General features: G+C 72.0%; 27 protein-coding genes. 15 read left to right on the forward strand and 12 right to left on the reverse strand.

From position 1 onward, the window contains the following. The first annotated feature begins 205 nt into the window (after window positions 1-205). Complete coding sequence (locus CPH93_RS13545; protein ID WP_093484664.1) at window positions 206-1,204, forward strand: aldo/keto reductase; 999 nt, start codon at window positions 206-208, stop codon at window positions 1,202-1,204. 270 nt (window positions 1,205-1,474) lie between these two features. On the opposite strand, the gene thpR is transcribed toward CPH93_RS13545, so the two are convergent. Beyond that, on the reverse strand, window positions 1,475-2,044 hold the full coding sequence (gene thpR, locus CPH93_RS13550; protein ID WP_096213003.1) for an RNA 2',3'-cyclic phosphodiesterase: 570 nt from the start codon (window positions 2,042-2,044) through the stop codon (window positions 1,475-1,477). A gap of 118 nt (window positions 2,045-2,162) precedes the next feature. Continuing rightward, window positions 2,163-2,555 (reverse strand): nuclear transport factor 2 family protein, encoded by a 393-nt coding sequence (locus CPH93_RS13555; RefSeq protein WP_093484662.1) that lies wholly within the window; start codon window positions 2,553-2,555, stop codon window positions 2,163-2,165. Window positions 2,556-2,657: 102 nt separating this feature from the next. On the opposite strand from CPH93_RS13555, the gene CPH93_RS13560 reads away from it, so the two are divergent. After that, window positions 2,658-3,107, forward strand: coding sequence for a MarR family winged helix-turn-helix transcriptional regulator (locus CPH93_RS13560; RefSeq protein WP_093484661.1), 450 nt, complete (start codon window positions 2,658-2,660; stop codon window positions 3,105-3,107). Window positions 3,108-3,202: 95 nt separating this feature from the next. On the opposite strand, the gene CPH93_RS13565 is transcribed toward CPH93_RS13560, so the two are convergent. Together CPH93_RS13565 and CPH93_RS13570 are read right to left on the reverse strand one after the other, a co-directional pair. Beyond that, entirely contained in the window at window positions 3,203-4,633 is a 1,431-nt protein-coding gene (locus tag CPH93_RS13565; protein WP_093484660.1) for an MFS transporter, read from the reverse strand. A gap of 28 nt (window positions 4,634-4,661) precedes the next feature. Next, entirely contained in the window at window positions 4,662-5,126 is a 465-nt protein-coding gene (locus CPH93_RS13570) for a MarR family winged helix-turn-helix transcriptional regulator (protein WP_006603817.1), read from the reverse strand. Between the two features lie 124 nt (window positions 5,127-5,250). Between CPH93_RS13570 and CPH93_RS13575 the strand changes: the two genes are divergently transcribed. Then, window positions 5,251-5,430, forward strand: a complete 180-nt coding sequence (locus CPH93_RS13575; protein ID WP_093484659.1) for a ribbon-helix-helix protein, CopG family — start codon at window positions 5,251-5,253, stop codon at window positions 5,428-5,430. 4 nt (window positions 5,431-5,434) lie between these two features. Here CPH93_RS13575 and CPH93_RS13580 read toward each other — a convergent pair whose 3' ends face one another. Beyond that, window positions 5,435-6,907, reverse strand: coding sequence for an NCS2 family permease (locus tag CPH93_RS13580; RefSeq protein WP_096213004.1), 1,473 nt, complete (start codon window positions 6,905-6,907; stop codon window positions 5,435-5,437). A gap of 273 nt (window positions 6,908-7,180) precedes the next feature. Between CPH93_RS13580 and CPH93_RS13585 the strand changes: the two genes are divergently transcribed. The 5 genes from CPH93_RS13585 (at window position 7,181) to CPH93_RS13600 (ending at window position 11,725) form a co-directional block, all read left to right on the forward strand. Next, the gene (locus CPH93_RS13585) at window positions 7,181-7,444 is read left to right on the forward strand and encodes a DUF2530 domain-containing protein (protein ID WP_093484657.1); all 264 of its coding nucleotides are present in this window, start codon (window positions 7,181-7,183) and stop codon (window positions 7,442-7,444) included. A gap of 77 nt (window positions 7,445-7,521) precedes the next feature. Then, window positions 7,522-9,936, forward strand: coding sequence for an HAD-IC family P-type ATPase (locus CPH93_RS13590; RefSeq protein ID WP_096213005.1), 2,415 nt, complete (start codon window positions 7,522-7,524; stop codon window positions 9,934-9,936). A gap of 45 nt (window positions 9,937-9,981) precedes the next feature. Next, window positions 9,982-10,176 (forward strand): hypothetical protein, encoded by a 195-nt coding sequence (locus CPH93_RS13595; protein ID WP_093484655.1) that lies wholly within the window; start codon window positions 9,982-9,984, stop codon window positions 10,174-10,176. A 51-nt stretch (window positions 10,177-10,227) separates the two neighbouring features. Next, window positions 10,228-10,404 carry a DUF4175 domain-containing protein gene (locus CPH93_RS36045; protein ID WP_143048080.1) on the forward strand — a complete coding sequence of 59 codons (177 nt, stop codon included), beginning with the start codon at window positions 10,228-10,230 and terminating at the stop codon, window positions 10,402-10,404. A gap of 178 nt (window positions 10,405-10,582) precedes the next feature. After that, a complete protein-coding gene (locus CPH93_RS13600) occupies window positions 10,583-11,725 on the forward strand; it encodes a HAMP domain-containing sensor histidine kinase (protein ID WP_231977313.1) in 1,143 nt (380 codons plus the stop codon). On the opposite strand, the gene CPH93_RS13605 is transcribed toward CPH93_RS13600, so the two are convergent. Beyond that, on the reverse strand, window positions 11,722-12,102 hold the full coding sequence (locus CPH93_RS13605; protein WP_096213006.1) for a hypothetical protein: 381 nt from the start codon (window positions 12,100-12,102) through the stop codon (window positions 11,722-11,724). The two genes, CPH93_RS13600 and CPH93_RS13605, sit on opposite strands and share 4 nt — an antisense overlap. Before the next feature lie 148 nt (window positions 12,103-12,250). On the opposite strand from CPH93_RS13605, the gene CPH93_RS13610 reads away from it, so the two are divergent. Next, on the forward strand, window positions 12,251-13,090 hold the full coding sequence (locus CPH93_RS13610; RefSeq protein ID WP_096213007.1) for a helix-turn-helix domain-containing protein: 840 nt from the start codon (window positions 12,251-12,253) through the stop codon (window positions 13,088-13,090). Then, a complete protein-coding gene (locus CPH93_RS13615; RefSeq protein WP_096213008.1) occupies window positions 13,074-13,289 on the forward strand; it encodes a DUF397 domain-containing protein in 216 nt (71 codons plus the stop codon). Before CPH93_RS13610 ends, CPH93_RS13615 begins: the two co-directional genes overlap by 17 nt. 71 nt (window positions 13,290-13,360) lie before the next feature. Here CPH93_RS13615 and CPH93_RS13620 read toward each other — a convergent pair whose 3' ends face one another. The 3 genes from CPH93_RS13620 to CPH93_RS13630 all read right to left on the reverse strand — a co-directional run bounded on the left by CPH93_RS13620 (window position 13,361) and on the right by CPH93_RS13630 (window position 18,806). Next, entirely contained in the window at window positions 13,361-13,948 is a 588-nt protein-coding gene (locus CPH93_RS13620; protein WP_096213009.1) for a GNAT family N-acetyltransferase, read from the reverse strand. A 123-nt stretch (window positions 13,949-14,071) separates the two neighbouring features. Beyond that, entirely contained in the window at window positions 14,072-17,272 is a 3,201-nt protein-coding gene (locus tag CPH93_RS13625) for a sacsin N-terminal ATP-binding-like domain-containing protein (RefSeq protein ID WP_443031464.1), read from the reverse strand. 628 nt (window positions 17,273-17,900) lie between these two features. After that, the gene (locus CPH93_RS13630) at window positions 17,901-18,806 is read right to left on the reverse strand and encodes a DUF3027 domain-containing protein (RefSeq protein ID WP_096213011.1); all 906 of its coding nucleotides are present in this window, start codon (window positions 18,804-18,806) and stop codon (window positions 17,901-17,903) included. A gap of 393 nt (window positions 18,807-19,199) precedes the next feature. On the opposite strand from CPH93_RS13630, the gene CPH93_RS13635 reads away from it, so the two are divergent. From CPH93_RS13635 to CPH93_RS13650, 4 genes are all read left to right on the forward strand, one after another. Further along, window positions 19,200-20,633 (forward strand): MFS transporter, encoded by a 1,434-nt coding sequence (locus CPH93_RS13635; RefSeq protein ID WP_443031465.1) that lies wholly within the window; start codon window positions 19,200-19,202, stop codon window positions 20,631-20,633. Window positions 20,634-20,702: 69 nt separating this feature from the next. Then, a complete protein-coding gene (locus CPH93_RS13640; protein WP_093484647.1) occupies window positions 20,703-21,206 on the forward strand; it encodes a hypothetical protein in 504 nt (167 codons plus the stop codon). A gap of 16 nt (window positions 21,207-21,222) precedes the next feature. Continuing rightward, a complete protein-coding gene (locus CPH93_RS13645) occupies window positions 21,223-21,990 on the forward strand; it encodes a futalosine hydrolase (RefSeq protein WP_093484646.1) in 768 nt (255 codons plus the stop codon). A 10-nt stretch (window positions 21,991-22,000) separates the two neighbouring features. After that, the gene (locus CPH93_RS13650; RefSeq protein WP_093484645.1) at window positions 22,001-22,852 is read left to right on the forward strand and encodes a 1,4-dihydroxy-6-naphthoate synthase; all 852 of its coding nucleotides are present in this window, start codon (window positions 22,001-22,003) and stop codon (window positions 22,850-22,852) included. A 39-nt stretch (window positions 22,853-22,891) separates the two neighbouring features. Here the strand turns inward: CPH93_RS13650 and CPH93_RS37260 are convergent, their stop codons facing one another. After that, on the reverse strand, window positions 22,892-23,275 hold the full coding sequence (locus CPH93_RS37260; RefSeq protein WP_006603835.1) for a cold-shock protein: 384 nt from the start codon (window positions 23,273-23,275) through the stop codon (window positions 22,892-22,894). A 195-nt stretch (window positions 23,276-23,470) separates the two neighbouring features. On the opposite strand from CPH93_RS37260, the gene CPH93_RS13660 reads away from it, so the two are divergent. Next, window positions 23,471-23,749 (forward strand): hypothetical protein, encoded by a 279-nt coding sequence (locus CPH93_RS13660; protein ID WP_093489032.1) that lies wholly within the window; start codon window positions 23,471-23,473, stop codon window positions 23,747-23,749. On the opposite strand, the gene CPH93_RS13665 is transcribed toward CPH93_RS13660, so the two are convergent. Further along, on the reverse strand, window positions 23,686-24,351 hold the full coding sequence (locus tag CPH93_RS13665) for an HAD family hydrolase (RefSeq protein WP_096213012.1): 666 nt from the start codon (window positions 24,349-24,351) through the stop codon (window positions 23,686-23,688). The genes CPH93_RS13660 and CPH93_RS13665 overlap by 64 nt on opposite strands. 136 nt (window positions 24,352-24,487) lie before the next feature. Then, window positions 24,488-25,684 (reverse strand): hypothetical protein, encoded by a 1,197-nt coding sequence (locus CPH93_RS13670; RefSeq protein ID WP_096213013.1) that lies wholly within the window; start codon window positions 25,682-25,684, stop codon window positions 24,488-24,490. Window positions 25,685-25,751 lie beyond the last annotated feature (67 nt).

Genomic DNA, 25,751 nt, shown 5'->3' on the forward strand with positions numbered 1-25,751 from the left:
CCTCCCTCGCTCTGCGCCCTGACGCCCCGTACCGTCACCCTCCGGACCAGCAGCATCGCCCGGCTGAGGCGTATTCCCACACCCACAGATGACATGACGGCCAGTCAGAATTCGAGCGGGAGACCATGCCCTCCGCATCGAACACCCGGCGGCGCTCCCCCGGGTCCTTGCTTCGAGCGCGCTTCAAGGCGTTGGCTGAGCAACCATGAAGTACACGCAGCTCGGACGCACCGGACTCAAGGTCAGCCGACTCGTCCTCGGCACGATGAACTTCGGACCCCAGACGGACGAGGCCCACAGCCACACGATCATGGACGCGGCGCAGACCGCGGGCATCAACTTCTTCGACACCGCCAATGTCTACGGTTTCGGCGCCGACAAGGGCCGCACCGAGGAGATCATCGGCTCCTGGTTCGCCAAGGGCGGCGACCGGCGGGACAAGACCGTGCTGGCCACCAAGGGCTACGCCAACATGGCGCCGGAGGGCGGCAAGGTCTGGCCCAACCACGACAAGCTCTCCGCGCTCAACATCCGGCGCTCGGTGGACGCCAGCCTCAAGCGGCTGGGCACCGACTACATCGACCTCTACCAGTTCCACCATGTCGACCGGGACACGCCCTGGGACGAGATCTGGCAGGCCATGGACGTCCTCGTCCAGCAGGGCAAGATCCTCTACGTCGGCTCCTCCAACCACGCCGGCTGGCATATCGCCCGCGCCAACGAGACGGCCGCCCGTCGCGGTTCGTACGGCCTGGTCAGCGAGCAGTGCCTGTACAACCTCGCCGAGCGGCGCGCCGAGATGGAGGTCATCCCGGCCGCCGAGGGTTACGGCCTGGGCGTCATCCCCTGGTCGCCGCTGCACGGCGGGCTGCTGGGCGGCGCGCTGCGCAAGGAGCGCGAGGGCGGCGGGGGCCGCTCGACCGTCGGACGCTCGGCCGACGCCCTCGCCAACTCCGCGATCCGCGCCCAGATCCAGTCCTACGAGGATCTGCTCGACAAGCACGGTCTGGAGCCCGGTGAGGTCGCGCTGGCCTGGCTGCTCACCCGTCCCGGCGTCACCGGCCCGATCGTCGGCCCGCGCACCGCGGACCAGCTCGCCTCCGCACTGCGCGCCGTCGAGCTGACCCTGACGGACGAGCTCCTCGCCTCGCTCGACGAGATCTTCCCCGGCCCCGGGCCGAGCCCGGAGGCCTTCGCCTGGTGAGCAGGGCGGGCGCCCGGAGCCGGCACCGGCCGGACGCCGGGCGCCCGTCGGCGGGCACGGCGGTGCTCAGCGCAACGCCGCCGCCACGATCACGACGATGAGCAGCACGGCGAGAAGTCCGGACATGATCCGGTTACGGGTCTTGGGATCCACCCTCTGAGCGTAACCGGGGCAGATCCGAACGATTCAGCGGCCCGGGTCCGAACCCCTCCATGGACAAGCAGCCGGATGGGCCCGGCCGTGGACGAGCAGCCGGCCGGCCCCGGCCGCTCAGTGGCCGAGCGGCCAGGACCCCACCTCCTCGTACCTGGGCCGGCGGCCCGCCTCGCCGGGCGCGGGGAGACGGCTGTGCATCAGCGAGAGGGTGTCGACGGTCCAGGTGGTGCCGGCGAACTCCTTGAGCGCGTGCGCGTACGGACGCAGGTCCAGGTGGGGAACCCGGTTCCGGGCCAGGGTGAGGTGGGGTGTGTACGGGCGGTGCTCGTCGTCCATGGCGAGGCCGGCCCGGCGGCCCGCCGCCGACGCCGAGTCGGCGAGCCGGCGCATGGCGGGGCGGTCGCCGTCGGCCCCGGCCCACACCACCCGGTCCGAGAAGCGGCCGCCGCCGGCGATCCGCAGCTCGTACGGGTCACGGCGATGGGCGGCGCGGGCCAGGCGCTCCCGGAGCCCGGGGACCAGGTCCTCGGGCACCTCGCCGTAGAAGGCCAGCGTGAAGTGCCAGCCGTCGCGGCCGGTCCACCGCAGCCGGTCGGCGGCCGGGAGCGCCTTCAACTGCGCGACCTCGGCGGCCAGTTCTTCCAGCGCGCGAGCGGAGGGCAGGACGGCGGCGAAGAGTCTCATGCGGCCAGTGTGGCGCAGCACACCGCCCGTCCAGCGGATGCCGGACTGACCTGGCGCCACGGACGGCCGTGTTGGGCAGCACGGCCGGCCGCGCCCGCATGCGGCTCGTCATCCCGCCTCAGCGGGCGCTGCCCAGGTCCCGGTCCGCGTCGGACCCTTCGAGCATGAGGGTGGTCTCCTCGATGCGGCGGAAGCGGCCGTCGGCTGCGAATTCCGCGAACACATAGACCTCCGTGCGCACAGCAGAGCCGTCCTTCTTCGTGACGCGGACCGTATGCCGGTCGGCGTAGCGGAGGCCGTCGGACAGCTCGTCGTGGACCTCGATGGAGCCATCGGCCACGACCGTGCGGAGATGGGCGATGTGCTGGAGGAATTCGTTGCGGTCGGCCCACTCACCGTCGGTGCGCTGGCGGTAGTCGGGGGCGAAGTGCCGGTCGGCGGCTTCGTCGAGGTCGAGAGCGGGAGTGAAGAGCAGGTCGGTGAGTGCGGCGGCGATACCGGTGCGGTTCATGGCGCGATCCTTTCGAGCGTCCCTCACGGAAATGCGTGCGCGGCGCACGCTTCTTCCTCACCATAACCCATATACGTGCGTCGCGCACGCTAATCTGGAGGGATGAAGACCGATGCAGATGTTGGAGACGAGATCGCCGACGCCCTGGGCGTGCTGCTCAGGCGCAGCACCCGCACGGAGCTGTACCGCACGCTGACCGACGGCATGGGGGAAGCCGTGGACGAGCTGACCTACCCGGTCCTCAGCGGGCTGGCCAGGACCGGGCCGCGCAGCGCCGCCCACCTGGCCCCCGACGTGGGACTCGACCGCTCCGGCGTCACCCGCCGCGCCTCCAGACTGGAGGAAGCCGGGCTCGTACGGCGCGAACCGGATCCCGCGGACCGGCGCGCGACGCTGCTCGCCCTCACAGAAGAGGGCGAACGCACGGTGGAAAGCCTGCGCCGGCGGCTGTCCGCCCATATCGAGGCCAGCCTCGCCTCCTGGCCGGCCGGCGAAGCCAAGACTTTCGCGCGCCACCTCCGGCGCTTTATCACCGAGGGGCCGTTCGCCTAGCCACCACCGGCCGGCGCCCCATCAGACGGGCGCCGGCCGGTCGTCCTCCACCAGGGCGGAAAGCCCTGCTAGGCCGCCCAGGGCGGGAAGCCCTGCTAGGCGGCCGGGGCCAAATCCTTCTCCGCGGACGAGGTGGTCGGGCAGCTCCGGGGGACGAAGGCGACGTGCTGTCGGCCGCGACGCAGGTCGATCTTGAGGCGCAGACCGCCCACCCGCGCGAGGATCAGACCGATGACGACCGCGGCGCCCATGGAGATCGCGCCGCCCGCCACGAAGCCGGTCCGGGGGCCGAAGGTGTCGGTGACCCAGCCGACGACCGGGGCGCCGAGCGGGGTGCCACCCACGAAGACCATCATGAACAGGCTCATCACCCGGCCCCGCATCAGCGGATCGGTGGCCATCTGGATGCTCGAATTGGCGGTGACGTTGATCGTCAGGCCGACCATGCCGATCGGGGCGAGCAGCGCCGCGAAGACCCAGAACGACGGGGCGAGCGCGGCGGCGATCTCCAGGGCACCGAAGAGCAGCGCCGCGCCGACCAGCAGCCGCAGCCGGGAGCCGGCCCGGCGGGCCGCGAGCAGCGCGCCGATCAGCGAACCGGCCGCCATCAGCCCGTTGAACAGGGAGTAGGTGCCGGCGCCCTGGTGGTAGACGTGGTGGGCGAACGCGGTCAGCCAGATCGGGAAGTTGAAGCCGAAGGTCCCGATGAAGCCGACCAGCACGATCGGCCAGATCAGGTCGGGGCGCCCGGAGACGTACCGCAGGCCCTCCCGCAACTGCCCCTTGCTGCGCGGGGCCCGCTCGACCTCGTGGAGCTCGGAGGTACGCATCATCAGCAGTCCGGCGATCGGGGCGAGGAACGACAGACCGTTGAACAGAAAGGCCCAGCCGCTGCCGAACGCGGTGATCAGCACACCGGCGACGGCGGGCCCGATCAGCCGCGCGGACTGGAAGTTGGCGGAGTTGAGGCTGACGGCGTTGCTCAGCTCGTCCTGGCCGACCATCTCGGAGACGAACGCCTGCCGGCAGGGGTTGTCGACGACGGTGACCATACCGAGGGCGAAGGCGACCAGGTAGACGTGCCAGACCTGCACCTCTCCGCTGAGCGTGAGCACGGCGAGGGCCAGGCCGGTCAGGCCCATGGCGGACTGGGTCAGGAACAGCAGCGTGCGCTTGGCGAAGCGGTCGGCGATGACGCCGCCGTAGAGGCCGAAGAGCAGCATCGGCAGGAACTGCAGCGCGGTGGTGATACCGACCGCGGCGGAGGAGCCGGTGAGGCTGAGCACCAGCCAGTCCTGGGCGATGCGCTGCATCCAGGTGCCCGTGTTGGACACCATCTGGCCGGTGGCGAAAAGGCGGTAATTACGTATACGGAGCGAGCTGAACGTGCCCTTGCGCGGCGTGGCGGCGGGGCCGGCGGCGAGCGCCGGGGCAGTGCCCGGGGCGGTCGCGGTCGCGTCGTCGGAAACCGTGTCGTGGTGGGAGTTCGGTGCGGGGGCGGAAGGTGCTCCGGATCCCGTACTCAAAGTGGGTTCGCCTCCTCGGGCTTGGTGTCTACAACTGGGCGAGCTTCTCCAGTACCGGCGCGGCGGCGCGCACCTTCGCCCACTCGTCCTCGTCCAGCCCGGAGGCCAGCTCGGCGAGCCAGGCGTTGCGCTTGCGGCGGCTCTCTTCGAGCATCGCCTCGGCCTGTTCGGTCTGGGTGACGACCTTCTGGCGGCGGTCGTCGGGGTGCGGTTCGAGCCGGACCAGCCCCTTGGCCTCCAGCATGGCCACGATGCGGGTCATCGACGGCGGCTGCACATGCTCCTTGCGGGCCAGCTCCCCGGGGGTGGCGTGGCCGCAGCGGAACAGGGTGCCGAGCACCGACATCTCGGTGGGGCTCAGCGATTCATCGACCCGCTGGTGCTTGAGCCGGCGCGACAGGCGCATCACGGCGGACCGCAGCGCATTCACCGCGGCTGCGTCGTCTGGGGGCACCTCGCGGCCGTCAGGCTCGGGGCGGGACAGTTCCGGCATGTTCCTTAGCGTAACTCATTACCTTATCTAAGGAAAGCCGGAACCCCCGCGCAAATCACCCGAACGAGTGAGGGCGCGGGGGAAAGTGACGCGCCTGACAGCAGGAGGACGGGACCGTGTCCGCATGGGATCGCAAGTGCTCAGCGTGCGGGTGGACGGGGAACTGCTGGAGCGCATACGGCAGCACGCCGCAAAACGCGGAATGAGCGTCCAGGACTATGTGGTCCGGACGCTCATTCGCGAGGACTTCGACGAGCGGTTCCACTCCTCGCTCGACAAGTCGCAGAAGCTGGGGTTCCAGTAGCCGGTTACTTGACCCCGAGCGCCTGCTCGATCGGGTGGAGCAGGAAGTAGACCAGGAAGAACAACCCGACGACGTTCAGCAGCCAGGGGATCTCCTTGACCCGCCCGGTCGCCGCGCGCAGCAGGATGAAGGCCAGGACGCCGATGCCGATGCCGTTGGTGATGCTGTACGAGAACGGCATCGAGATCAGCGTCAGGAACGCCGGGATGCCGATGGTGAAGTCGCCCCAGTCGATGGCCTGCACGTTCGAGGCCATGATCAGGAAGCCGACGACCACCAGCGCGGGCGTCGCGGCCTGCGAGGGGACGACGGTCGCCAGCGGCGTGAAGATCAGCGCGAGCAGGAAGAGGCCGCCGGTCATCAGGTTCGCCAGACCCGTGCGGGCGCCCTCACCGACACCGGCGGTGGACTCCACGAAGCAGGTGTTGGCGGAGGCGGAGCCGAAGCCGCCGCCGGCGACCGCAAGGCCGTCGACCATGAGGATCTTGCCCATGTTCGGCAGCTGGCCGGTCTCGTTGTTCAGCAGACCGGCCTCCTCGCCGACGCCGATGATGGTGCCCATCGCGTCGAAGAAGCCGGACAGCAGCACGGTGAAGACGAACAGGCAGCCGGTCAGCACGCCGACTTCCTTGAAGCCGCCGAACAGGCTGATCTGCCCGATCAGCCCGAAGTCGGGGGTGTCGACGATCTTGCTCGGGACGTTCGGGACCGCCAGGCCCCAGGCCGCGTCCGGGATGTTCGCGACGGCGTTGATGACGATCGCGAGGACGGCCATGCTGACCATGCCGATCAGGATGGCGCCCTTGGTCTTGCGGACGACCAGCACGAACATCAGCACCAGGCCGATCACGAAGACCAGCACCGGCCAGCCCTGGAGCTGTCCGCCCTGACCGAGCCCCATCGGGACGGTGGTGTGCGCGGCGTCCGGGTTCCGGGTCACAAAGCCCGCGTCGACCAGGCCGATCAGCGAGATGAACAGGCCGATACCGATGGCGATGGCGCGCCGCAGGCCGTTGGGGATGGCATCCATCACCCGCTGCCGCAGACCCGAGGCGACCAGGATCATCAGCACCAGACCGGCGAGCACGACCATGCCCATCGCGTCCGGCCAGCTCATCTTGGGCGCGAGCTGCAGCGCGACCACGGCGTTGATGCCCAGGCCCGCCGCGATGGCGATCGGAACATTGCCGATGACGCCCATCAGGACCGTGCTCAGACCGGCCATCAGCGCGGTGGCGGTGACCAGCTGGGCGTTGTCGAGATGATGGCCGAACTTGTCGACACCGGAGCCGAGGATGATCGGGTTCAGCACGATGATGTAGGCCATCGCGAAGAACGTCGCCAGTCCGCCGCGCAGTTCGCGGCTGACTGTCGACCCCCGCTCGGAGATCTTGAAGAAGCGGTCCACGGCGTTCTTGGGCGGCTTCGGACCGGGGTTCTCAAGGGTGTCGACCGGCGTGGTGGCCGAGGGGGGCATGCGGGGACCTCAGTAGGACGGGCCTGGGCAGGCGCGGGGGCCCGAGGGCCCGGAACACGTACGGATGCAGAAGCTGAGGGATCAGCTTGGATGAATCGACGACCCAATCCGGCCAGTCCCAGAAAGGTTCAGTATGAATAAACAATTCGTTGATCGCTATCTCCGCGCGTAGACCCTTGGCGCACCTGTCCCCGTATGCGCCGCGTCCCCGCACCGCCCCCTCCCCGCACGCCGCCCGCGGCCCCCGCACCCCCTCCCCGTAAGCTGAGCACCATGTGGAAGAAGTCCGAACTGCGCGAGGCCCCGGCGCCTCTGGAGGGCCCCGTCGTCGGCACGGTCATCGGCGGCACCATCATCTGGTTCGTGCTCTTCCTCGGGCAGCTCCCCTTCTACGGCTGGTACGCCGACCACGGCCACGCCTGGTGGGTCTGGAGCTGTCTGGCCGGCGGCGGCCTGGGACTGGTGGGCATCTGGTACGTCCGCAAGCGCGACGCCGCGATCAAGCGGGCCGCCGCGGCGGCCGACGCCGAATCCTGAGCGCCGCTCGCCCGGACCACCCCCGCACCCGCCCATCCAGCGGGTGAAGTGCACCTTCCGCCCGTAACGTCGAGGGCATGACGGAGCGGGCGCGGGCCGACGCCGAGCACCCCGGCCCCGGCGGTGAGCCGGCCGGCCGGCCGGTCCGGCAACCGGTCAACCGCGGGCTGACCGCCGCCGAGGTCGCGGAGCGGGTCGCCCGGGGCGAGGTCAATGACGTCCCCGTACGGTCCTCCCGCTCGGCCGTCGAGATCGTCCGCGCCAATGTCTTCACCCGCTTCAACGCGATCATCGGCGTGCTGTTCGTGATCATCCTGATCGTCGGGCCGCTCCAGGACGGCCTGTTCGGCTTCGTCATCGTCGCCAACACCGGCATCGGCATCGTCCAGGAGCTGCGCGCCAAGAAGACGCTGGACAACCTGGCGGTCATCAGCGAGGCCCGGCCGACCGTGCGGCGCGACGGCACCGCCGGGCAGATCCCCACCGCCGAGGTCGTCCTCGGCGACCTCATCGAACTCGGGCCCGGCGACAAGGTCATCGTCGACGGCGAGACCCTGGAGTCCGACGGCCTGGAGATCGACGAATCGCTGCTGACCGGCGAGGCCGACCCGGTCCTCAAGAAGCCGGGCGAGCCGGTGATGTCGGGCAGCTTCGTGGTGGCCGGCGTCGGCGCCTTCACCGCGACCAAGGTCGGCCGGCAGGCGTACGCGGCCCAGCTCGCCGAGGAGGCCAGCCGGTTCACCCTGGTCCACTCCGAACTGCGCACCGGCATCAGCCAGATCCTCAAGTACGTGACCTGGATGATGATCCCGACCGCGATCGGCCTCATCCTCAGCCATCTGCTCACCCTCGGGCTGCCCGGCGACGCGGCGATCCGCCGCATGGTCGCCGGCATCGTGCCGATGATCCCCGAGGGCCTGGTGCTGCTCACCTCCGTCGCCTTCGCGATCGGCGTGATCCGGCTCGGCCGTAAGAAGTGCCTGGTCCAGGAGCTGCCCGCGATCGAAGGGCTGGCCCGGGTCGATGTGGTCTGCCTGGACAAGACCGGCACGCTGACCGAGGGCGGGATGGACGTCAAGGCGCTGCGGGTCCTCGACGGCGACGAGGCGTACGCCGCCCAGGTCCTGGGCGCGCTGGGCGCCTCCGATCCGCGCCCCAACGCCTCCCTCCAGGCGGTCATCGACGCCTATCCGGCGGACGGCACCTGGCGCTGCACCCGGTCGCTGCCGTTCTCCTCCGCCCGCAAATACAGCGGCGCGACCCTCAGCGGCCCGGACGGCGAGCGCGCCGGCTGGCTGCTCGGCGCCCCCGATGTGCTGCTGCCGCCCGGCGACCAGCACCTCACCGACGTCGACGACCTCAACGCACAGGGCCTGCGGGTACTGCTGCTGGCCCGGGCCGCACGGGAGCTGGACGATCCCGAGGTCGCCCGGGGCGTACGGCCCGTCGCGCTGGTCGTCCTGGAGCAGCGGCTGCGCCCCGACGCCCCCGACACCCTGCGCTACTTCGCGGACCAGGGCGTCCAGGCGAAGGTCCTCTCCGGCGACAACGCCGTATCGGTCGGCGCAGTGGCCGCCCACCTGGGACTGCCGGGCGCCGAGGCCCCGGTGGACGCGCGCGAACTGCCCTCCGACAAGGCCGAGATGGCGTCCGTACTCGACCAGGCCGCGGTCTTCGGCCGCGTCACCCCGCAGCAGAAGCGGGACATGGTCGCCGGCCTCCAGCTGCGCAGCCACACCGTCGCGATGACCGGTGACGGCGTCAACGACGTCCTCGCCCTCAAGGACGCCGACATCGGCGTCGCCATGGGCTCCGGCTCCGAGGCGACCCGCGCCGTCGCCCAGATCGTCCTGCTCAACAACAGCTTCGCCACGCTGCCTTCGGTCGTCGCCGAGGGCCGCCGGGTGATCGGCAACATCACCCGGGTCGCCACCCTCTTCCTCACCAAGACCGTCTACTCGGTCCTCCTGGCGATCCTGGTGGCCTGCTGCCAGATCCCCTACCCGTACCTGCCGCGGCATCTGACGCTGCTCTCCACCCTGACCATCGGCATCCCCGCGTTCTTCCTGGCACTGGCCCCCAACAAGGAGCGCGCCCGCCCGCACTTCGTCCGCCGGGTGATGCGCTACGCGATCCCCTCCGGCCTGATCACCGGCCTCGCCGCCTTCGCCACCTACCTCCTGGCCCGCAGCTACTACACCGGCCCCGGCTCCCTCTCCGCCGAGACCAGCACCGCGACCCTGACCCTCTTCCTCGCCGCCCTCTGGGTCCTGGCGATCATCGCCCGCCCCTACACCTGGTGGCGGATCGCCCTCGTCCTGGCCATGGGCCTGGCCTTCGTCCTCGTCCTCGTCACCCCCGGGCTGCAACACTTCTTCGCGCTGCGCCTGGTCGGGACGACGATGCCCTGGGCGGCCGTCGCCATCGCGCTGGTCGCGGCGGGGCTGCTGGAGATCGCTTGGCGGTGGGTGGGGAGACGGTTCCCGGCTTGAGGGGCCCCATGTCGGCGCCGGCCCCACTCCCCCTAGGCTGTGTACATGACATTCCACCCGGGGGACCGCGCGTACGAACTGCTGGCGCGCTCGCACCACCACTCCAGCCATGTCAGCCACTACTCGACCGGCCACTCCCACTCCTCCGGCGTCAGCTTCGGCGGCTGGTGGATGATCGTGGTCGGCGCCGTCATCGCCTTCATCTGGGTTTTCGCCAAGCGGAAGTTCGGCTCCCGCTGACGGCGGACCGCGACGGCCCGACCTCAGCCTTGCCCACTACACTCCGGCCCCATGACATTCCACTCGGGGGACCTGACCTACAGGGTGCTGGCACGCTCGCATCACCACTACCACCACTACAGCGGCGGCACCGGTGACGGCGCTATCGACTGGTGGGTGTGGCCCCTCCTCGCCCTCTCCGCGATCGTCGTCATCTGGAGCCTCGTCAAGCGCTTCCGCTCGAACTGACCCCGCGCCGCGTGCACCGCCGCGGGATGAAGGCCCCGCTGGTTGGGCCCGGACGGGCATGCCGTAGAACGTGCGCGTGGGTATGCATGTGGGCACACGTATATGGACGGGCCTGCGGATGGGCCTTCGTTTCAAGATCGGGATGACGATCGCTGCAACGGCTGCGGTGTCGGCAACGTTGACTGGCACGTTCGTCCCGCAGATCGTCCAGGACGACCGCCGCGACAGCGTCTCCGCCGAGTACCGGGAGGCCGCACGGCGATACTGGGCCTGGGGCCAGGTCACGGCCGGTCTCACAGTTGACCCGGCGGAAGTGCCAGAGGCCCTCCGCAGCCACCTCGTTCCCAGCGGGGACAGGGTAGCTACCTATCTGGACGAGGACGAGACGGGAACCACCATCTGGGCCGCGGGCCGCGGTGAAGACGGTGAACTGCTGGCCCTCCGCCGCCACTTTCCCCAGAACCTCTTCGAGGATCTGGAACGGGCCACGCTGTTCGCCGCCGTCATCGGCGCGCTCGGCGCGAGCGTCGTGGGCCTCGGGCTGGCGGCCTCGATAGTCCGTCGGCTCCGGCGGTCCACCCGCCAGGCAAACCGGATCAAGGACGGGGAGCTGGGCAGCCGCCTGCCCCAGCGCGGACGGGACGAGATCGCCCAGCTCTCCGCGGCCGTCAATGCAATGGCGCAGGCCCTCACCGCCCGGATCGAGTCCGAACGCGCCGTGACGGCGAACATCGCGCACGAGTTGCGCACCCCGGTTGCGGGACTGCTGACTGCATCGAGCCTGCTCACCGGGGACGACCGTCCAACCGCGATGGTCCGCGAGCGCGCCGTACGGCTGCGGGACCTGATAGAGGACGTCCTAGAGGTGGCTCGGATCGACAACGGGGGCGAGCGTGCCGAGCCGAGGGAGGTGCAACTCGCCACGCTCGCCCGGCGCGTGGTCGCGGGCGTGCGGGCTGACCGACCGCAGGCGGAGGTGGCCGTGGAGGTCATCCACGACACCGTGCGGGAGACGGACCCGCGCCGCCTCGATCGTGTCCTCACCAACCTGGTGACAAACGCGCTGCGGCACGGCGCGGAGCCGGTGGTGGTGGAGGTCGACGGCCCCGAACTGCGGGTCCGTGACCACGGCCCCGGCTTCCCGCCCGAGCTGATCGCCCACGGCCCCCAGCGGTTCCGTACCGGCGGCAACGGCGGCCTCGGCCTCGGCCTGGCCATTGTCACCGGGCAGGCTGGAGTGATCGGTGCCCATCTGAGCTGGCTCAACCCGCCCGAGGGGGGCGCCGTCGCCACCGTCACCCTCCCGTCGGACACCCCCTAGCCCTCGCACTCATCGAGACCCTGAGCCGTTGCCGGGAGCCGCGCACCCCGGCTCTCCGCGATGCGCCGTACGTCCCGCAGCACGTCGGTCAACCCGCGGGCGAGAAAGCGCAGCTCCGGGACCGTCACCCGCTCACAGCCGAGCATGTCCTCGGCGTGCCCGAGGAGGCCGTCGGCCATGTCGAGCTGCGTCCGCTCAATTTCGTCGGCGATACGGGAGACGTAGCCGGTGCCGTCTCCCACCAGGTAGCAGGGTTTTCCGCCGGGGCCGGACCATGGCAGCAGGCGTGCCGGTTCGGGATGTTCGGCCGCCCCGTCGCCTTCGGACGGGGGCTCGAAATGTTTCGCGATAGCGTGATTCATGTCGTCGACCTTCATGGGGTGATGACCACGCCCCCGGACCGTTGCAGCGGTCGCGGGGGTCTTTCCGTCGTTACTCAGCATTGCCGACGAAATACGCTGGGTGCACGCTGTGCGTGTCACCAAAGTCCGTCAGTGGACAGCGAGTTGAAGGTGTGTTCGAGCAATGGAGCTGAACAACGAGGACGACGGCAGGGCCACCCCGCGTACGGTGCTGGGACGGCGTCTGCGCCGCCTGCGGGAAGCCGCGGACCTGTCGCAACGGGCGCTCGCCGACAAGGTCGGTTACCCGCATACGTACCTCAGTCGGGTGGAGCGGGGCGAGCAGTTGCCGTCGGAGGCGCTCGCCGAGGACCTGGACACGTATTTCGTCACGGACGGCCTCTTCGTGGAGTTGCTGGCCATGGCACAGGACGCCTCGATTCCCGACTACGGCCGGGTCGTTGTCGACGGCGAGAGCAAGGCGGCGCGCATTCAGGTATTCGGCAGCAGCTTGATCCCGGGGCTTTTGCAGACCGAGGACTATGCGCACGCACTGTTCCGTGAGTCACTTCCCGGCGAATCCGAGGAACGCATAAACGAGCGGGTCGCCACGCGAATGCGCCGTAAGCGTGTCTTCGAGAAGGAGCAAGTGCCCTACTACTGGGCAATCATGGATGAAGCGGCGTTAAGGCGCCCGATCGGGGGCCCAGCGTGCATGTGCCTTCAACTCCGTCATGTTCTCACGGTAGTTGAATCATCCCAGATTGCAGTCCAGGTGCTGCCCTTTACGCAGGGAGAACACCCCATGCTGGGCGGCAGCCTGAGCCTGCTCACCCTCCACAACGGGGCTACGATCGGATACGTCGAGAGCTTCTTTTCGGGGGAGCCAGTGCAAGCGCCGGAAAAGGTTCTTGAGCTCACGCACATGTTTGACATCGCCCGCTCCAAGGCCCTGCCGGAGCGAGAATCTCTCGACCTGATTCGCGGTTACCTGAGAAGGTACGAGGATGAAGAAGATTCCTGACGCGTCCACTCTGCCCCACTGGCGCAAGTCCAGCTACAGCAACGGCCAGGGAGCCGAGTGCATCGAGGTGGCCGACGGCTACCCCGGTGCCGTACCGGTACGCGACTCCAAGAACCCGCACGGACCTGCCTGTGTCTTCTCCCAGGCAGGCTGGTCCACCTTCGTCGCCGCCCTCAAGGACGGCCAGTTCGGCACCTGAGGCACAGCGCCAACGCACGACGCAAAACCGGCCCCCGCCGCACCGCCGCGACGGGGGCCGACCGCGCCCGGTCAAGCGTCGCCCTGGACCCGGGCATGAAGATGCATGTCATGCCAGCCGTCCTGTTGCAGATGGGCGCTGCGGCGGGTGCCCTCCAGGGTGAAGCCGGACTTGGCGGCGACCCGGCAGGAGGGCTCGTTGGCGGTCGAGTGGGCGAGTTCGAGGCGGTGGAAGCCGATCTCGTCCAGCGCCCAGGCGGCCAGCGTGGCGAGGGCGCGCGGGGCGACGCCGGTGCCGCGGGCGTGCGGCAGGACCCAGTACGCGCACTCGGCTTCGCCATGGTCCAGATCCATCCGGCGCAGGCCCGCCCGGCCGAGGATCTCGCCGCCGTCGGCCCGGGTGATGGCCCACTGGGCGTCCCGCTCCTGCCGCCAGGAACGATGGGCGGCCGCGATCCACTCCTGCGCTTCGGCCGGGGACGTCACATGGTGCATGTGCCAGCGCCGGATCCCCTGGTCCTGGTAGGCGGCTTGGAGGACGGGGGCGTCGGCCGTCTCCCAGGGGCGCAACAGCAACTCGCCGCCCGTGGAAGGGAGAGAAGGCTGAGGGGCGGCCGAGAGGGTTCCGGCGGGGAGGGCAGGCGTGATCGCGAGGGGCATGGGCGGCATCATCTCCCTGCCTGGCTCAGATAGCTGAGACAGTACGAGGATGACGACGATTCCTGGCGCATGACGCGGGGCCGGCCCCCGTCGCACCACCGCGACCGGGACCAGCCCCCTCCATCAGTCGAACCACCGCGCCCGCGCCAGCTCCTCCCCCCGCTCCGGGTCCTCCAGCAGGGCGGCTACCTCGAAGCGGCGGGGCCATTGGCCGGCAGCCCAGGCCAGGCCCGCTGCGACGCCCTCCAGGGTTGCGGCGTGCACGGTGCCGTCCGGGGTCCGGCGCCAGTCCAGCTCGGTGGTGCCGTCGGGGCCGTCGACGAGCAACTCCTCGTGTTCCAGGTATGCCTCGGGGGTGGTGGCGCCGAGCAGGACGCGTACGGCGTCCGGCACCTCGTGGCGTACGCCCTCGGAGCGGACCTCGGCGGTGAGCGCCTCGCTCAGTCGCGGTACCTGGAGGAGTTCCGCCAGTGCGGCGGCGCGGCCCGGGCGTACCGGCAGCAGGGCCAGGTCACGGGCGAGCGGCATCAGGTCCGGGGCGTCGGCGACCACGGCATCGGCCGCGTCCACCACCCGGACCGTACGGTCGATCACGGCGCGCAGCTCGTCGGGCAGGGTCACCTGATCGGGGTCCAGGCCGGCCAGCATGCCGTAGAGGGCGTGCAGTTGGGCGGCGCCTACGGGCAGGTCGGGGTCGGCGAGCCGGGAGAGCAGCTCCGCCGCGCCGCCCGGCTCGTCCAGGAGCGCGGAGACCGAGGTGCGGACGCCGAGCGCCCGCAGGACCTGCGCGTCGACCTCCCCCGCGTCCGCGGACTCGTACAGCCCGGCCAGCAGCGGGTCACCGCCGGCGGACCGCAGACCGGCGGGGCGGCGCCCGTCGAGCACCGGGTGTCCGCGCAGCCACCAGGCGGTGTACGGGCGGACGGACTCGGTGGTGCCGTCCGGGAGCAGGACCCGGACGGGCGCGGTCAGGGCGTCGCGCAGCGGCGGCTGGGACAGCATTGCCAGGACCTGGGGCCAGGCGTCGTCGTCGACGAGGTCGAGGTCGCGGACCGCGACGAGTTCGGTCACCACCGGCGGGACGGGGGTCTCCGGCAGTGCGTCGAGGATGTCCTCGCACCAGACGTCCACCGCGTCCAGCAGGCCGACGTCGTCCGGCTCGGCGAAATCCCCGTCCCGCGGGTCCATTTCGTCCGGGTCGAGTACGACATCGGTGGCCCGGACGAGCGCGAAGGCGGCCATGACACCCACGGCCGTCAGCGGCTGCTCGCCCCACCGGTCGGCCAACTCCCCGTCACAAGCGGCGAGTTCGTCTTCCCGGATGACCCGCTCGAAGTCGCTGCCCGGGTACACCAGTTCGCCGGCGGGCGCCAGCTCACCGTCCTCGTCGGGCAGCGCGAGCGCCCCCAGCCAGGGCTCGTCGCCCGGCGCGAGGTCGGCGTCCCGGACCAGGCCGAGCACCGTCTCGGCCAGCTCCTCGGCGCCCAGCGAGGCCCCGCCCAGCTCGTCGGCGAAGACGTCGTACGCGTCCTCGTCCGCGTCCAGCGAGTTCGCCACGGCCGCCCGCACCTGGGGCGTGGTCAGCACGGCGCGCGGGGCGGCCGGGGTGGCGCCCAGCTTCTCCAGCAGCGGGTGCACCGCGTCGGGGTGAGCAACCTTCAGCCCCAGCCGGGCCAGGGTGCGGTGCCGTGCCGCGGCGTCCTCCTCGGGGCCGGCGGCGGGCTGCGGCAGCAGCACCTGACGCGGCCCGATCGTGGTCCGTACGGTGCCCTTCGCCCCGCCGGGGCCCTGGCCCGCCGTGCCCGCCAGCGGCACCGGGAGCCCGCTGAGCCGGTCCGGGTCGGTGCCGGCCAGCGCGTCGTAGAGCCGCCACCACCAGCCGGGCGACCGTTCGACGCCCGCCAGCCGGTCGACCATCTCACCGAGCGGCACCCGGGCCACGCCCAACGCCCGCAGCTCCGGGCGGCGTTCGAGGCCGGCCGGCAGCAGGCTCGGGAACAGCTCGGCCAGCACCCCGACCGTCGCCGCGCCCGCGCCCTCCACCAGCTCGGCGTCCACCGGCCGCAGCACATAGCGGTCCACGCCGCCGTCGCCCTCGTCCCACTCGCCCGGCGCCTCGGGCTCGGCCTGCGCACCGTCGCCCGGCGCGCCCGCACTCGGCAGGAACCGCACCCGCGGCAGCAGCTCCAGCACCTGGCGGCGCAGCTCACCGTCCAGGCCGCCCTTGCCCAGCGGCCCCGGCACCAGGTCGAGGGTGCCGACCGACACCGGCTGCCACTCGCCCAGCAGCGACGCATAGGCCGCGGCCGCCCGACCCACCAGGAAGTCCGCCAGCGGGCCCGGGGCGACGTGCCGCCGGGTCGGCTCCAGCGGGAACGAGGCGATCAGCAGCGCGGGCAGGCCCAGCGGCTCATCCGTCGGCGTCGGCGCATGGACGACCGGCGCCGTCCCCGGCCGGGCCGGTGCGCCCGCGTCGTCCACCGGCACCGCCCAGGTCACCGACCAGACCGGCCGCAGCCGCTCCTCGACCGGCCGGTCCGCCAGCAGCGCCGGGTCCAGCGGACCGCCGTCGCTCGCCACCCGCCACCGGGTGGCGCCCCGCTCGCTGTCCTCGATCAGGACGTACGGACCGTCCTGCCGGCGCCGCAACTCCCGTACGCCCTCGGGCGTCTCGACCACGACCTCCGCCAGCCCCGGCAGCGTCAGCAGCAGCGCCGCATCGATCCCCGCCAGCAGCCGCTCGGCCAGATCCTGCGCCGCGACGTCCCGCAGCGGCAGTACGACGGCGGTGTCGTACCCCTCGGGCGCCCCGCCCTCCGCCGGCAGCGGCAGCCGCAGCAGCGGTACGTGCCCGTCCCGGCGGCGCAGCTCCCCGCCGAGGCCGGGGCTGTGCGCCGCCACCTCTTCGGCCATCGCCCGGGCCTCGGCCAGCGACCAGCGCACGCCTCCGGTACGGCCCACCAGCGCGGGCTCGTCACTCACGGACAGCACCGCGGCGAAGCCCACACCGAACCGGCCGACCGCACCGGCCGCCACACTGGGCTCCCGCTTCGCGGAGGCCCGCAGCGTCGACAGCGACTCGACGCCGGTCGCGTCCAGCGGGGCACCGGTGTTGGACGAGACGAGCACGGCGGGCGCGTCGCGGTCGGCCGCGTGCAGGGTCAGCCGGAGCCGGCCGGGGACACCGGCCCGGGCCGCCGCGTCCGCCGCGTTCTGCGCCAGCTCCACGACGAGCCGGTCGCGGTAGCCGCCGAGCGCGAGGTCCTCCTCGGCATTGGCATCCTCCCGGAACCGGGCGGGCGACGCGGCCCAGGCATCCAGCACCCCACGCCGGAGCCGCCCCGTCCCGAACGGATCTCCGGCTGCGCCTCGCACCCAGGACGTAGCTGTCACTGTCCGTCTCCCTATGTGTGTCCGTGGCCCTGACGGTATCGCCCCACGTTGCCGGGTTTCCCGCCGTGGCTGTTCTGTGGTTCGTTCCCCGCCTTCGGCGGGAGCGGGGGTGGTTGTGGGGTGGGGCCCCGGCCCGTGGGTGGTGGGTGGCGGGGGCAGGGGCGGAGGGGTGGGTGTGTGGACTGCTTCGCTTTACGTCCACACACCCACCCCTCCGCCCCTGCCCCCTCCCGCCGTTGTGGGCCCCACCCCGGTGGAGGGTGCAGAAGAAAAACAAAGCCAGAAGCTGGGCGGAGTACGACGCGGCCGAGCTTCTGGCTTTTTGACCATTCCCCCCACCGGGCGGGGGTCGCTTTCCCGGACGGGAGGTGGTGGGCCGGAGGGGCCTGTGTTGTGGACGTAAAGCGAAGCAGTCCACAACACAGGCCCCGGAGGCCTACCACCGGCACCCACCACACACACTCAGCAGCCCCCGCCCAAACACCGCACCCCGCCGAAGGCGAAAACAACAGACGAGGCACGGCGCCGCAGCCGAATACGTTCGGCGACACCGTCACACTCAGCTGTGACCAAGCTCCTCCGCCGGCCCCGTCTCCTCCACCGACCCACCGTCCCGCTCCGGCCGCAACGCCAACGGCTCGACCACGGTCTCGTCCACCACCGGCGCGGCCGGCCGCGGCGGCTTCGGCATGACGGCGGCCTCGGAGTGCGCCCCGCAGCCGTAGGCGAGGGAGACGACCCGGCCGTCGGCGGGGGCGAACTCATTGGCGCAGACGCCGAAGGCCTGGCGCAGGGAGCCGGTGAGCGGGGTGAGGAAACCGCAGGTCATGCAGGTGGCGGGGGCCGCCTGGGCCATGGGGGTCTTGGCGCCGTAGGCCTCTTCCCAGCGGTCGGCGGCGATGTGCAGGCCGTAGCGGGACAGGACCCGGGCGCGGCGCATGCCCAGTTCCTCGGCGACGGCCGCGATGCCGCCGCGGTCGGGGGCGGGCTGGATCGCGGGCGAGCCGGGCAGGACGGTGGCTTCCTCGGTGTCCGCGACCTCGGCGGCCATGCCCTCCGCGACGGCGGAGTTCGGCGGCGGGATGTCGTCACCGGAGAAGCCGGCCTCCAGCCGCAGGTCGTCGGCCTCGGTGGGCAGCAGGTCGCCGGGGCCCATGTCGCCGGGGCGCAGCCGCTCGCTCCACGGCACCCACTCCGGCGCGAGCAGCGCGTCGGGGCCGGGCAGCAGGACCGTCTCGTCGAGCGTGACGATCTTGGCACGGGAGGCCCGGGCGACCGTCACGGCCCAGCGCCAGCCGCGGTAGCCCGGCTCGTTGCAGGCGAAGAGGTGGGTGACGACGCGGTCTCCGTCGGCGACGGCATCGATGTGGTCGCCGACCATTCCGGGCAGCGCGGCTTCCTCCGCTGCCGCCCGTGCAAGGTCGACCGCCTCGGCGCACAGGCGGTCGGGGGTACGGCTTCGCATCGCAGCACTCACAAGAATCGATTCTCTCTTCTACGCCAGTCTCACGAGCGCGCCAGCCGGAGCTGTCCTTGTCCTGTCCGGACGACCGGCGGTACCGGGGCGGGCGGAGCGGACCTGGGGACCGCGTCGACGTCCGCGCCCGGTCGTTTCGGTCGAGCGCACCTCTCACATCCCATTCTGCGGGATCGCGAGGAGGCACGCGGCCAAAAACGACCGCCGGTGGCGCGCTACACACGCTACCCCTTCAGCGGTGTACGACCCCTCGGCGGGAGTGGCAAATGTCCGCAGCGACGATCACGGACCGGTGCGCCCCGCGCGGCCGTGCCGAGAAAGTGCCCCCTCGTGGGCGAGTTGGGGCACTATGGCCGGGTGACTGCCGCCAGGGTGTCGAAGGTGTCGAGGGCCTCACGGAAGTCAGCACGAACGTCGTCCGGGGGGTCGCGCGCCTCGACGCGGAGCGGATACGGGGGCGGCCGGGCACGCCGCGCCGGCCGGGCTCTGGGCCGGGCGCTGCACCGTCCGTTCACGGGCGCGGCGCGCGGCCTGCGGCGGGCCACACATGCGCACGGCGCGGGCGAATCGGGTCTGGGCAAGCTGATCGAGCTGCATGCGGTGAACTCCGCCGGCGACATGATGATCACGGTCGCGCTGGCCTCGACGGTGTTCTTCTCGGTGCCGACGAACGAGGCGCGGGGCCGGGTGGCGCTGTATCTGGCGGTGACCATGGCTCCGTTCGCGCTGCTCGCGCCGGTGATCGGGCCGCTGCTGGACCGGGTGCCGCACGGCCGGCGGGCGGCGATGGCGGGCGCGATGCTGGCGCGGGCGCTGCTGGCGCTGACGATGTCGGGCGCGGTGGCGACCGGCGGCCTGCAGCTGTATCCGGCGGCGCTGGGGGTGCTGGTGTCGTCGAAGGCGTACGGCGTGATCCGCAGTGCGGTGGTGCCGCGGCTGCTGCCGCCACGGATTTCGCTGGTCAAGGCCAATTCGCGGGTGACGCTGGCGGGGTTGCTGGCGACCGGGGTGGCGGCGCCGATAGGTGCCGGGCTGCATCTGCTCGGGCCGGCCTGGCCGCTGTACGGGGCGTTCGTCGTGTTTGCCACCGGTACGTTCCTGTCGTTCTCGCTGCCGCACAAGGTCGACTCGGCGAAGGGCGAGGGCCGGGCCCGGCTGACGTCCCGGGAGGCATCGGTGCGGGCCGCGGCGGGCGGCGGGCGGAAGCCCGGGCTGCGCACCGTCGGGCCGTCGGTGCTGCACGGGCTGCAGGCCAACGCCTGTCTGCGGGCGCTCTCCGGTTTCCTGACGTTCTTCCTGGCCTTCCTGTTGCGGGAGCATCCGCTGGGCGGGCTGGGGGCGGCTGCCTCGCTCGGGCTGGTGGCGGTGGCGGCCGGTACCGGCAATGCGCTGGGGACGGCGGTCGGTGCCTGGCTGAAGGCCCGCGCGCCGGAGGCGATCGTCGCGGCGATGCTGGGGCTGGCGCTGAGCGCGACGGTGCTGGCGGCGGTCTTCTACCAGGTGGTGGCGGTGGTCGTGGTCACCGCCGCGGCGGCCGTCGCGGGGCTGTGCCAGGCGCTGGCGAAGCTGTCGCTGGACGCGATGATCCAGCGCGATGTGCCGGAGGAGGTACGGACCTCCGCGTTCGCCCGGTCCGAGACGGCGCTGCAGATGTCGTGGGTGGTGGGCGGGGCGATCGGGATCTCGCTGCCGCTGATCGGCACGGTGGGGATGGCGGTGGCCGCGGGGCTGGTGATGCTGGGGGTGGCGCTGGCCGTACGGGGACTGCTGAGCGCGGCCCGGCGCGGCGGTACGCCGACCCCCCGGGTGGCCTGACTTCCCGCGGGCACGCGGCACGCCGTACCCGGGCGTGGCGTGTGCCGGGGCGCCCGATAGCCTGCCCGTATGACCGCTGCGTTGATCTCCTGGGGCAAGGGCCGCCGTGCCGCTGCCGCCATCGGTGCCGTGTCCCTGGGTGTCATCACCCTCTCCGCCTGCGAGAAGCCGACCGCGCTCTCGACCGTGACCGTCGGGTCGACGACGGTGCAGGCCGAAGCCACCCCCGGCTGCAACGGAGACGGCAAGGTCCTCTCCAAGAAGGCCATCTCCGCCTGCCTGACCAAGAAGGGCGAGAAGACGATCACCGTGCACCCCGGTGAGAAGGTGCGCGTCGGCGTCGACCCGCAGATCGCCAAGTCCGGCTGGATCGTCATCGGCGCCGGCCCCGTCATGCGCGAGCCCAGCAAGCAGACGTACCGCAGCTTCGACGCGGACACGCTCTTCATGCAGCAGAACCCGCAGACCGGGCAGACCACGTACAGCAAGGACGTGACGCTCCAGGTCGCGGAGCTGAACGCGGGCGACGGCCCCAAGGCCATGTGGCACTTCACGCTGAAGCAGGAGAACTGAGCCGGAGGGCCGTCTGATGCGGGTCCTGGTCGTCACGGCGGTGGCCGCCGAACGCGACGCGGTGTGTGCCGCGGCGGAGTCCTGCGACGAGGCGACGCTGCCGGGCGGATACCCGCTGCGGCGGGTGCCCGGCCGGCCGGTGGCGCTCGATGTGCTGGCCGCCGGTGTCGGCCCGGCCGCCGCGGCCGCCGGCACGGCCACCGCGCTGACCGCCGCCGCGCTCACCGGAGCGCCGTACGACCTGGTCGTCTCGGCCGGTATCGGCGGCGGTTTCCCGCCCGGTCCCGGCGATGCTCAACCGGGGGGAGCCCCCTCCGGTGCGCCCGTGGGGTCGGTGGTGGTCGCGGACGCGATCGTCGCGGCCGATCTGGGCGCGGAGACCCCCGACGGCTTCGCGCCGGTCACCGAACTCGGCTTCGGCAGGGTGCTGCACCGTCCCGATGAGGCGCTGGTGAAGGCCGTCGCCGCGGCCGCCGGTGCGGCCACCGGCCCCGTCGTCACCGTCTCGACGGTCACCGGCAGCGCGGCCCGTACCGCCGAGCTGGCGGAGCGTCACCCGGGTGTGCTGGCCGAGGCGATGGAGGGGTTCGGGGTCGCCGAGGCGGCCGCCGCGCACGGGGTGCCGGTGCTGGAGATCCGTACGATCTCCAACGCCGTCGGCCCCCGGGACCGCGGCGCCTGGCGCATCGGCGCCGCCCTGGCCGCCCTGACCGACGTCTTCCGTACGCTTCCCGGAGCCCTGACGTCCGCCACCCGGGCGGCCGGGGAGTCGCACCGTCCCTGAGGAGGATCCCGTGACCCGGCCGCTGAACATCGCGTACTCGCCGTGCCCGAACGACACCTTCGTCTTCGATGCGCTGGCGCACGGCCGCGTCCCGGACGCGCCGGAGCTGGCGGTCACCTTCGCCGACATCGACGTCACCAACGGCATGGCCGAGCGCGGTGAGTTCGATGTGCTGAAGGTGTCGTACGCGGTGCTGCCGTGGGTGCTCGAAGAGTATGCGCTGCTGCCCTGCGGCGGGGCGCTGGGGCGCGGGTGCGGCCCGCTGGTGCTGACCCGGCGGCAGGGCACGGCCGCGGATCTGGCCGGCAAGACGGTCGCGGTGCCCAGTGAGCGCTCCACCGCCTATCTGCTGTTCCGGCTGTGGGCGGCGGCCGAGGTGCCGGGCGGCGTCGGGGAGATCGTGGTGCTGCCGTTCCACGAGATCATGCCGGCGGTGCGCGACGGCAAGGTCGATGCGGGCCTGGTCATTCACGAGGCGCGCTTCACGTACCAGAACTACGGTCTGTTCTGCCTGGCCGACATGGGCGAGCACTGGGAGCTCACCACCGGCCTGCCGATCCCGCTCGGCGCGATCATCGCCAAGCGGTCGCTGGGCGCGCCGACGCTGCGCGCGCTCGCGGCGGCGATCCGCAGCTCGGTCCTGATGGCCTGGGACGATCCCGAGGCGTCCCGGCCGTACGTCCTGGAGCACGCCCAGGAGATGGACCCGAAGGTCGCCGACCAGCACATCGGGCTGTACGTCAACGAGTTCACCGCAGACCTCGGCGAGGACGGTTACGCCGCGGTGCGCGGGCTGCTCACCCGCGCCGCGGCCGAGGGGCTCGTACCGCCCCTCGGCCGCGATGCGCTGAGCTTCGTCTGAACGGTGCCGGGCGGGCCGGCGGGTGCGGGGCCGCTCGCCTCAGACGTCCAGCTGGTCGGCAACGGCGCGCAGCATGCCGGCGATCTTCGCGCCGTGCACCTTGTCGGGGTAACGCCCGCGCTCCAGCTGCTGGGTGACGTTCTCCAGGAGGGTGGTGAGGTCCTGGACGATCGAGGCGAGTTCATCGGGCTTGCGGCGCTGGGCGGCGGCCAGCGAGGGTGCGGGGTCGAGGAGGGTCACGGTAAGCGCCTGGTCGCCGCGCTGGCCGGCAACGACGCCGAATTCGACGCGCTGGCCAGGCTTGAGTGCGTCCACGCCGTCGGGCAGCACCGACGAGTGTACGAAGACGTCACCGCCGTCATCGCGGGAGAGAAAGCCGAAGCCCTTCTCACTGTTGAACCACTTGACCTTGCCGGTAGGCACGTCTGTCCTCGTCCTCGTACTCGTGGGAAAAAAATGGGCGGGAGATACTGGGAAATTCTGCGGCAGAAAACGGTCCGGATAGCAATGCAGCGGGCCGCAGGACCCGCCACCACCAAGGCTAATGGTCCCAAGGCCGGTGACAAGACGCCGCCGGGTGGATCCTCGGTGCTTCTGGCCCGGACTTACCCTGGTCAGGTGTCTGACGAAACTCCCCAGGCCGGGGATCTACTGGTCCGAATCGGCGCGATCATGTTCCTAGTTGGCGCAGTGGCCACTCTCGCCACGGTGACGCCGCTGTTCCTCGGAACCGAACCGCTGCCGTCCGTTTTCTACTGGCTGTGCATGCTGATGGGCGCCGGATTTCTGGTCGCCGCAGCCGGAGTGATCCGCTCCGCTGCCGCGCAGCGCCGTCAGGCCGAGGCCACTTCCGAGGCATCCGCCCCGTCCGCCCCCTCGGCCCCTTCCGCCACGTAGCGCTTCAGCCACGACGGGAAGTCCGTCAGATCGGCGAGCAGCACCTCGGCGCCGGCCGCCCGCAGCTCGTCCGCGGCGCACGGGCCGGTGGCGACGGCCACGGACAGCGCACCCGCGGTGTGCGCGCCCCGGACGTCGCCGGTGTGGTCGCCGACGTAGATCTGTGCCTCGTGGGCGCGCAGCGCCTCGGCCTTGGCCTCCGCCCACAGGTCGCCGATGACGGCGTCCGCCGCGAGGCCCAGGTGGGTCAGGTGCAGCTTGGCGTTCGGCTCGTATTTGGCGGTCACCACGATCGCCCGCCCCCCTGCCGCATGCACCGCGTCGAGGGCCTCCCGGGCGCCGGGCATGGCCGTGGTGGCCGTGATCGCGTGGGCCGGGTACAGCGCGCGGTAGAGCGCGCTGATCTCCGCCACCCGCTCCTCGGGGAACCACCGGCTGATCTCCTGCTCCAGCGGCGGGCCCAGCCGGGTCACCGCGGCCTCGGCGTCGACGAAGGTGCCGGTCCTGGCGGACAGCTCCTGATAGGCGGCCTTGATGCCGGGTCGGGAGTCGATCAGCGTCATGTCGAGGTCGAATCCGACCGTCAGGGGGTGCGCAGCCATGCCTGCCATTGTGCCTGCGGGGGCAAGGGGGGCCGGAGGTGGCCGGTGCCTCGTCCGGGCGGGCTGTAGTGGCCAGCGCCCGGGCCGTACGTGGCCGGGGCCCGGCCGGCTGTGCGTCCCCCGCGGCTGGAGGCGCTCAGCGCGGCACGCGCCGCATCCGCCACACCAGGAACAGCGCCGAGGCGACGGCCGCCACCCGGACCATCCCCGGCAGCCCGTCGAGCATCTCCTGCCCCAGCCGGCCGTGGGCGATCGGGGCGCCCCAGCGCCCCTCGAACCGGCCCCACAGCCACACCACCATCCCGCCCACGACGGCCCCCGGCACGCCGAGCGCCGCGAACTTGGCCTCGGGACGGCTCAGCCGACGCGAGGCGTAGGCCAGCCCCCAGCCGCCCGCCAACGCCAGCCACGACCCCAGCGCCGCCCCGGCCACCAGCAGCAGCACGGCCAGCGTCAGGGCCGGGCTGAGCGGCGGGCGGGCCGGGGCGGCCGGCACCTCTTCCTGTTCCTCGGCTCCGGCCGGTGCGACGACCGGGGCGGGGGGCCGGCCGAGCGCCCGCCGCAGCAGCCGGGGCAGCGGGCGGCCGCGCTGTACGGCGCCGGTGCCGTCCGCGTCCGGCGCCTCGTCCCCGTCGGCCGCCGGCGCGCCGTCCTTCCGGAGCGACAGCGGGCGTTCGCTCTCCGGCCGGTCCCACATCTCGGGGATCTCGATCCCGCCGACGAACCCCGGCACGGTCTCCCCGGGACCGAACGGCCCCGGCTCCACCCGCCACCAGTCGGGCGCCGCGCCGTCCCCCAGCTCGTCCGCGCCGGCCAGATGCGGCGGCAGGCCGACGGCCGGCGGGGGGTCCGGCGCGCCGTCCCGCGGGCCGGGCACCGTGCCGCCGGCGGACGCCTTGTCGTTCAGGGGGTATGTGCCGGTCAGGGGGCTTTTGCCGGTCAGCCCGCTGCGCCGGGCCAGGCCGGTGAGCCGCTCGCGGGCGGTGGGGCGCGACGGCTCCGGCTGCGACGGCCGGCCGGACAGCGGGCCGAGCGGCACGGCGGGCCCGTCGGCACCCGCGGCGGTGTGGGCCGACGGGCCCGGCGCCGCCCCCGGAGCCCCCGGCGTCCGGTCGCCGGCGCCCCCCGCGGCCTCGACCACCGCTTCCGGGGTGCCCAGCCGCGCCAGGATCCGCTTCACACCGGAGACCGAGTCGGCCCGCTGGCCGTCGAGCTCGGCCCGCAGCCCGCTCACCAGCCGCATCCGCGTGCCGGAGGGCAGGCCCCGCTGCTGAGCCAGGTCGCCGACCCGGCTCAAATAGTCAAAGACGAGCTGATCACTCTCGATCCCCACGAAATCCCCTGCGGCGTCCGCTGGTTGCTCCCTCGACGGTACCCCGTCGGGCGGCGGCCGGGCCGGA

The sequence above is a fragment of the Streptomyces sp. 2323.1 genome (genome assembly GCF_900221035.1).
GTDB lineage: Bacteria > Actinomycetota > Actinomycetes > Streptomycetales > Streptomycetaceae > Streptomyces > Streptomyces sioyaensis.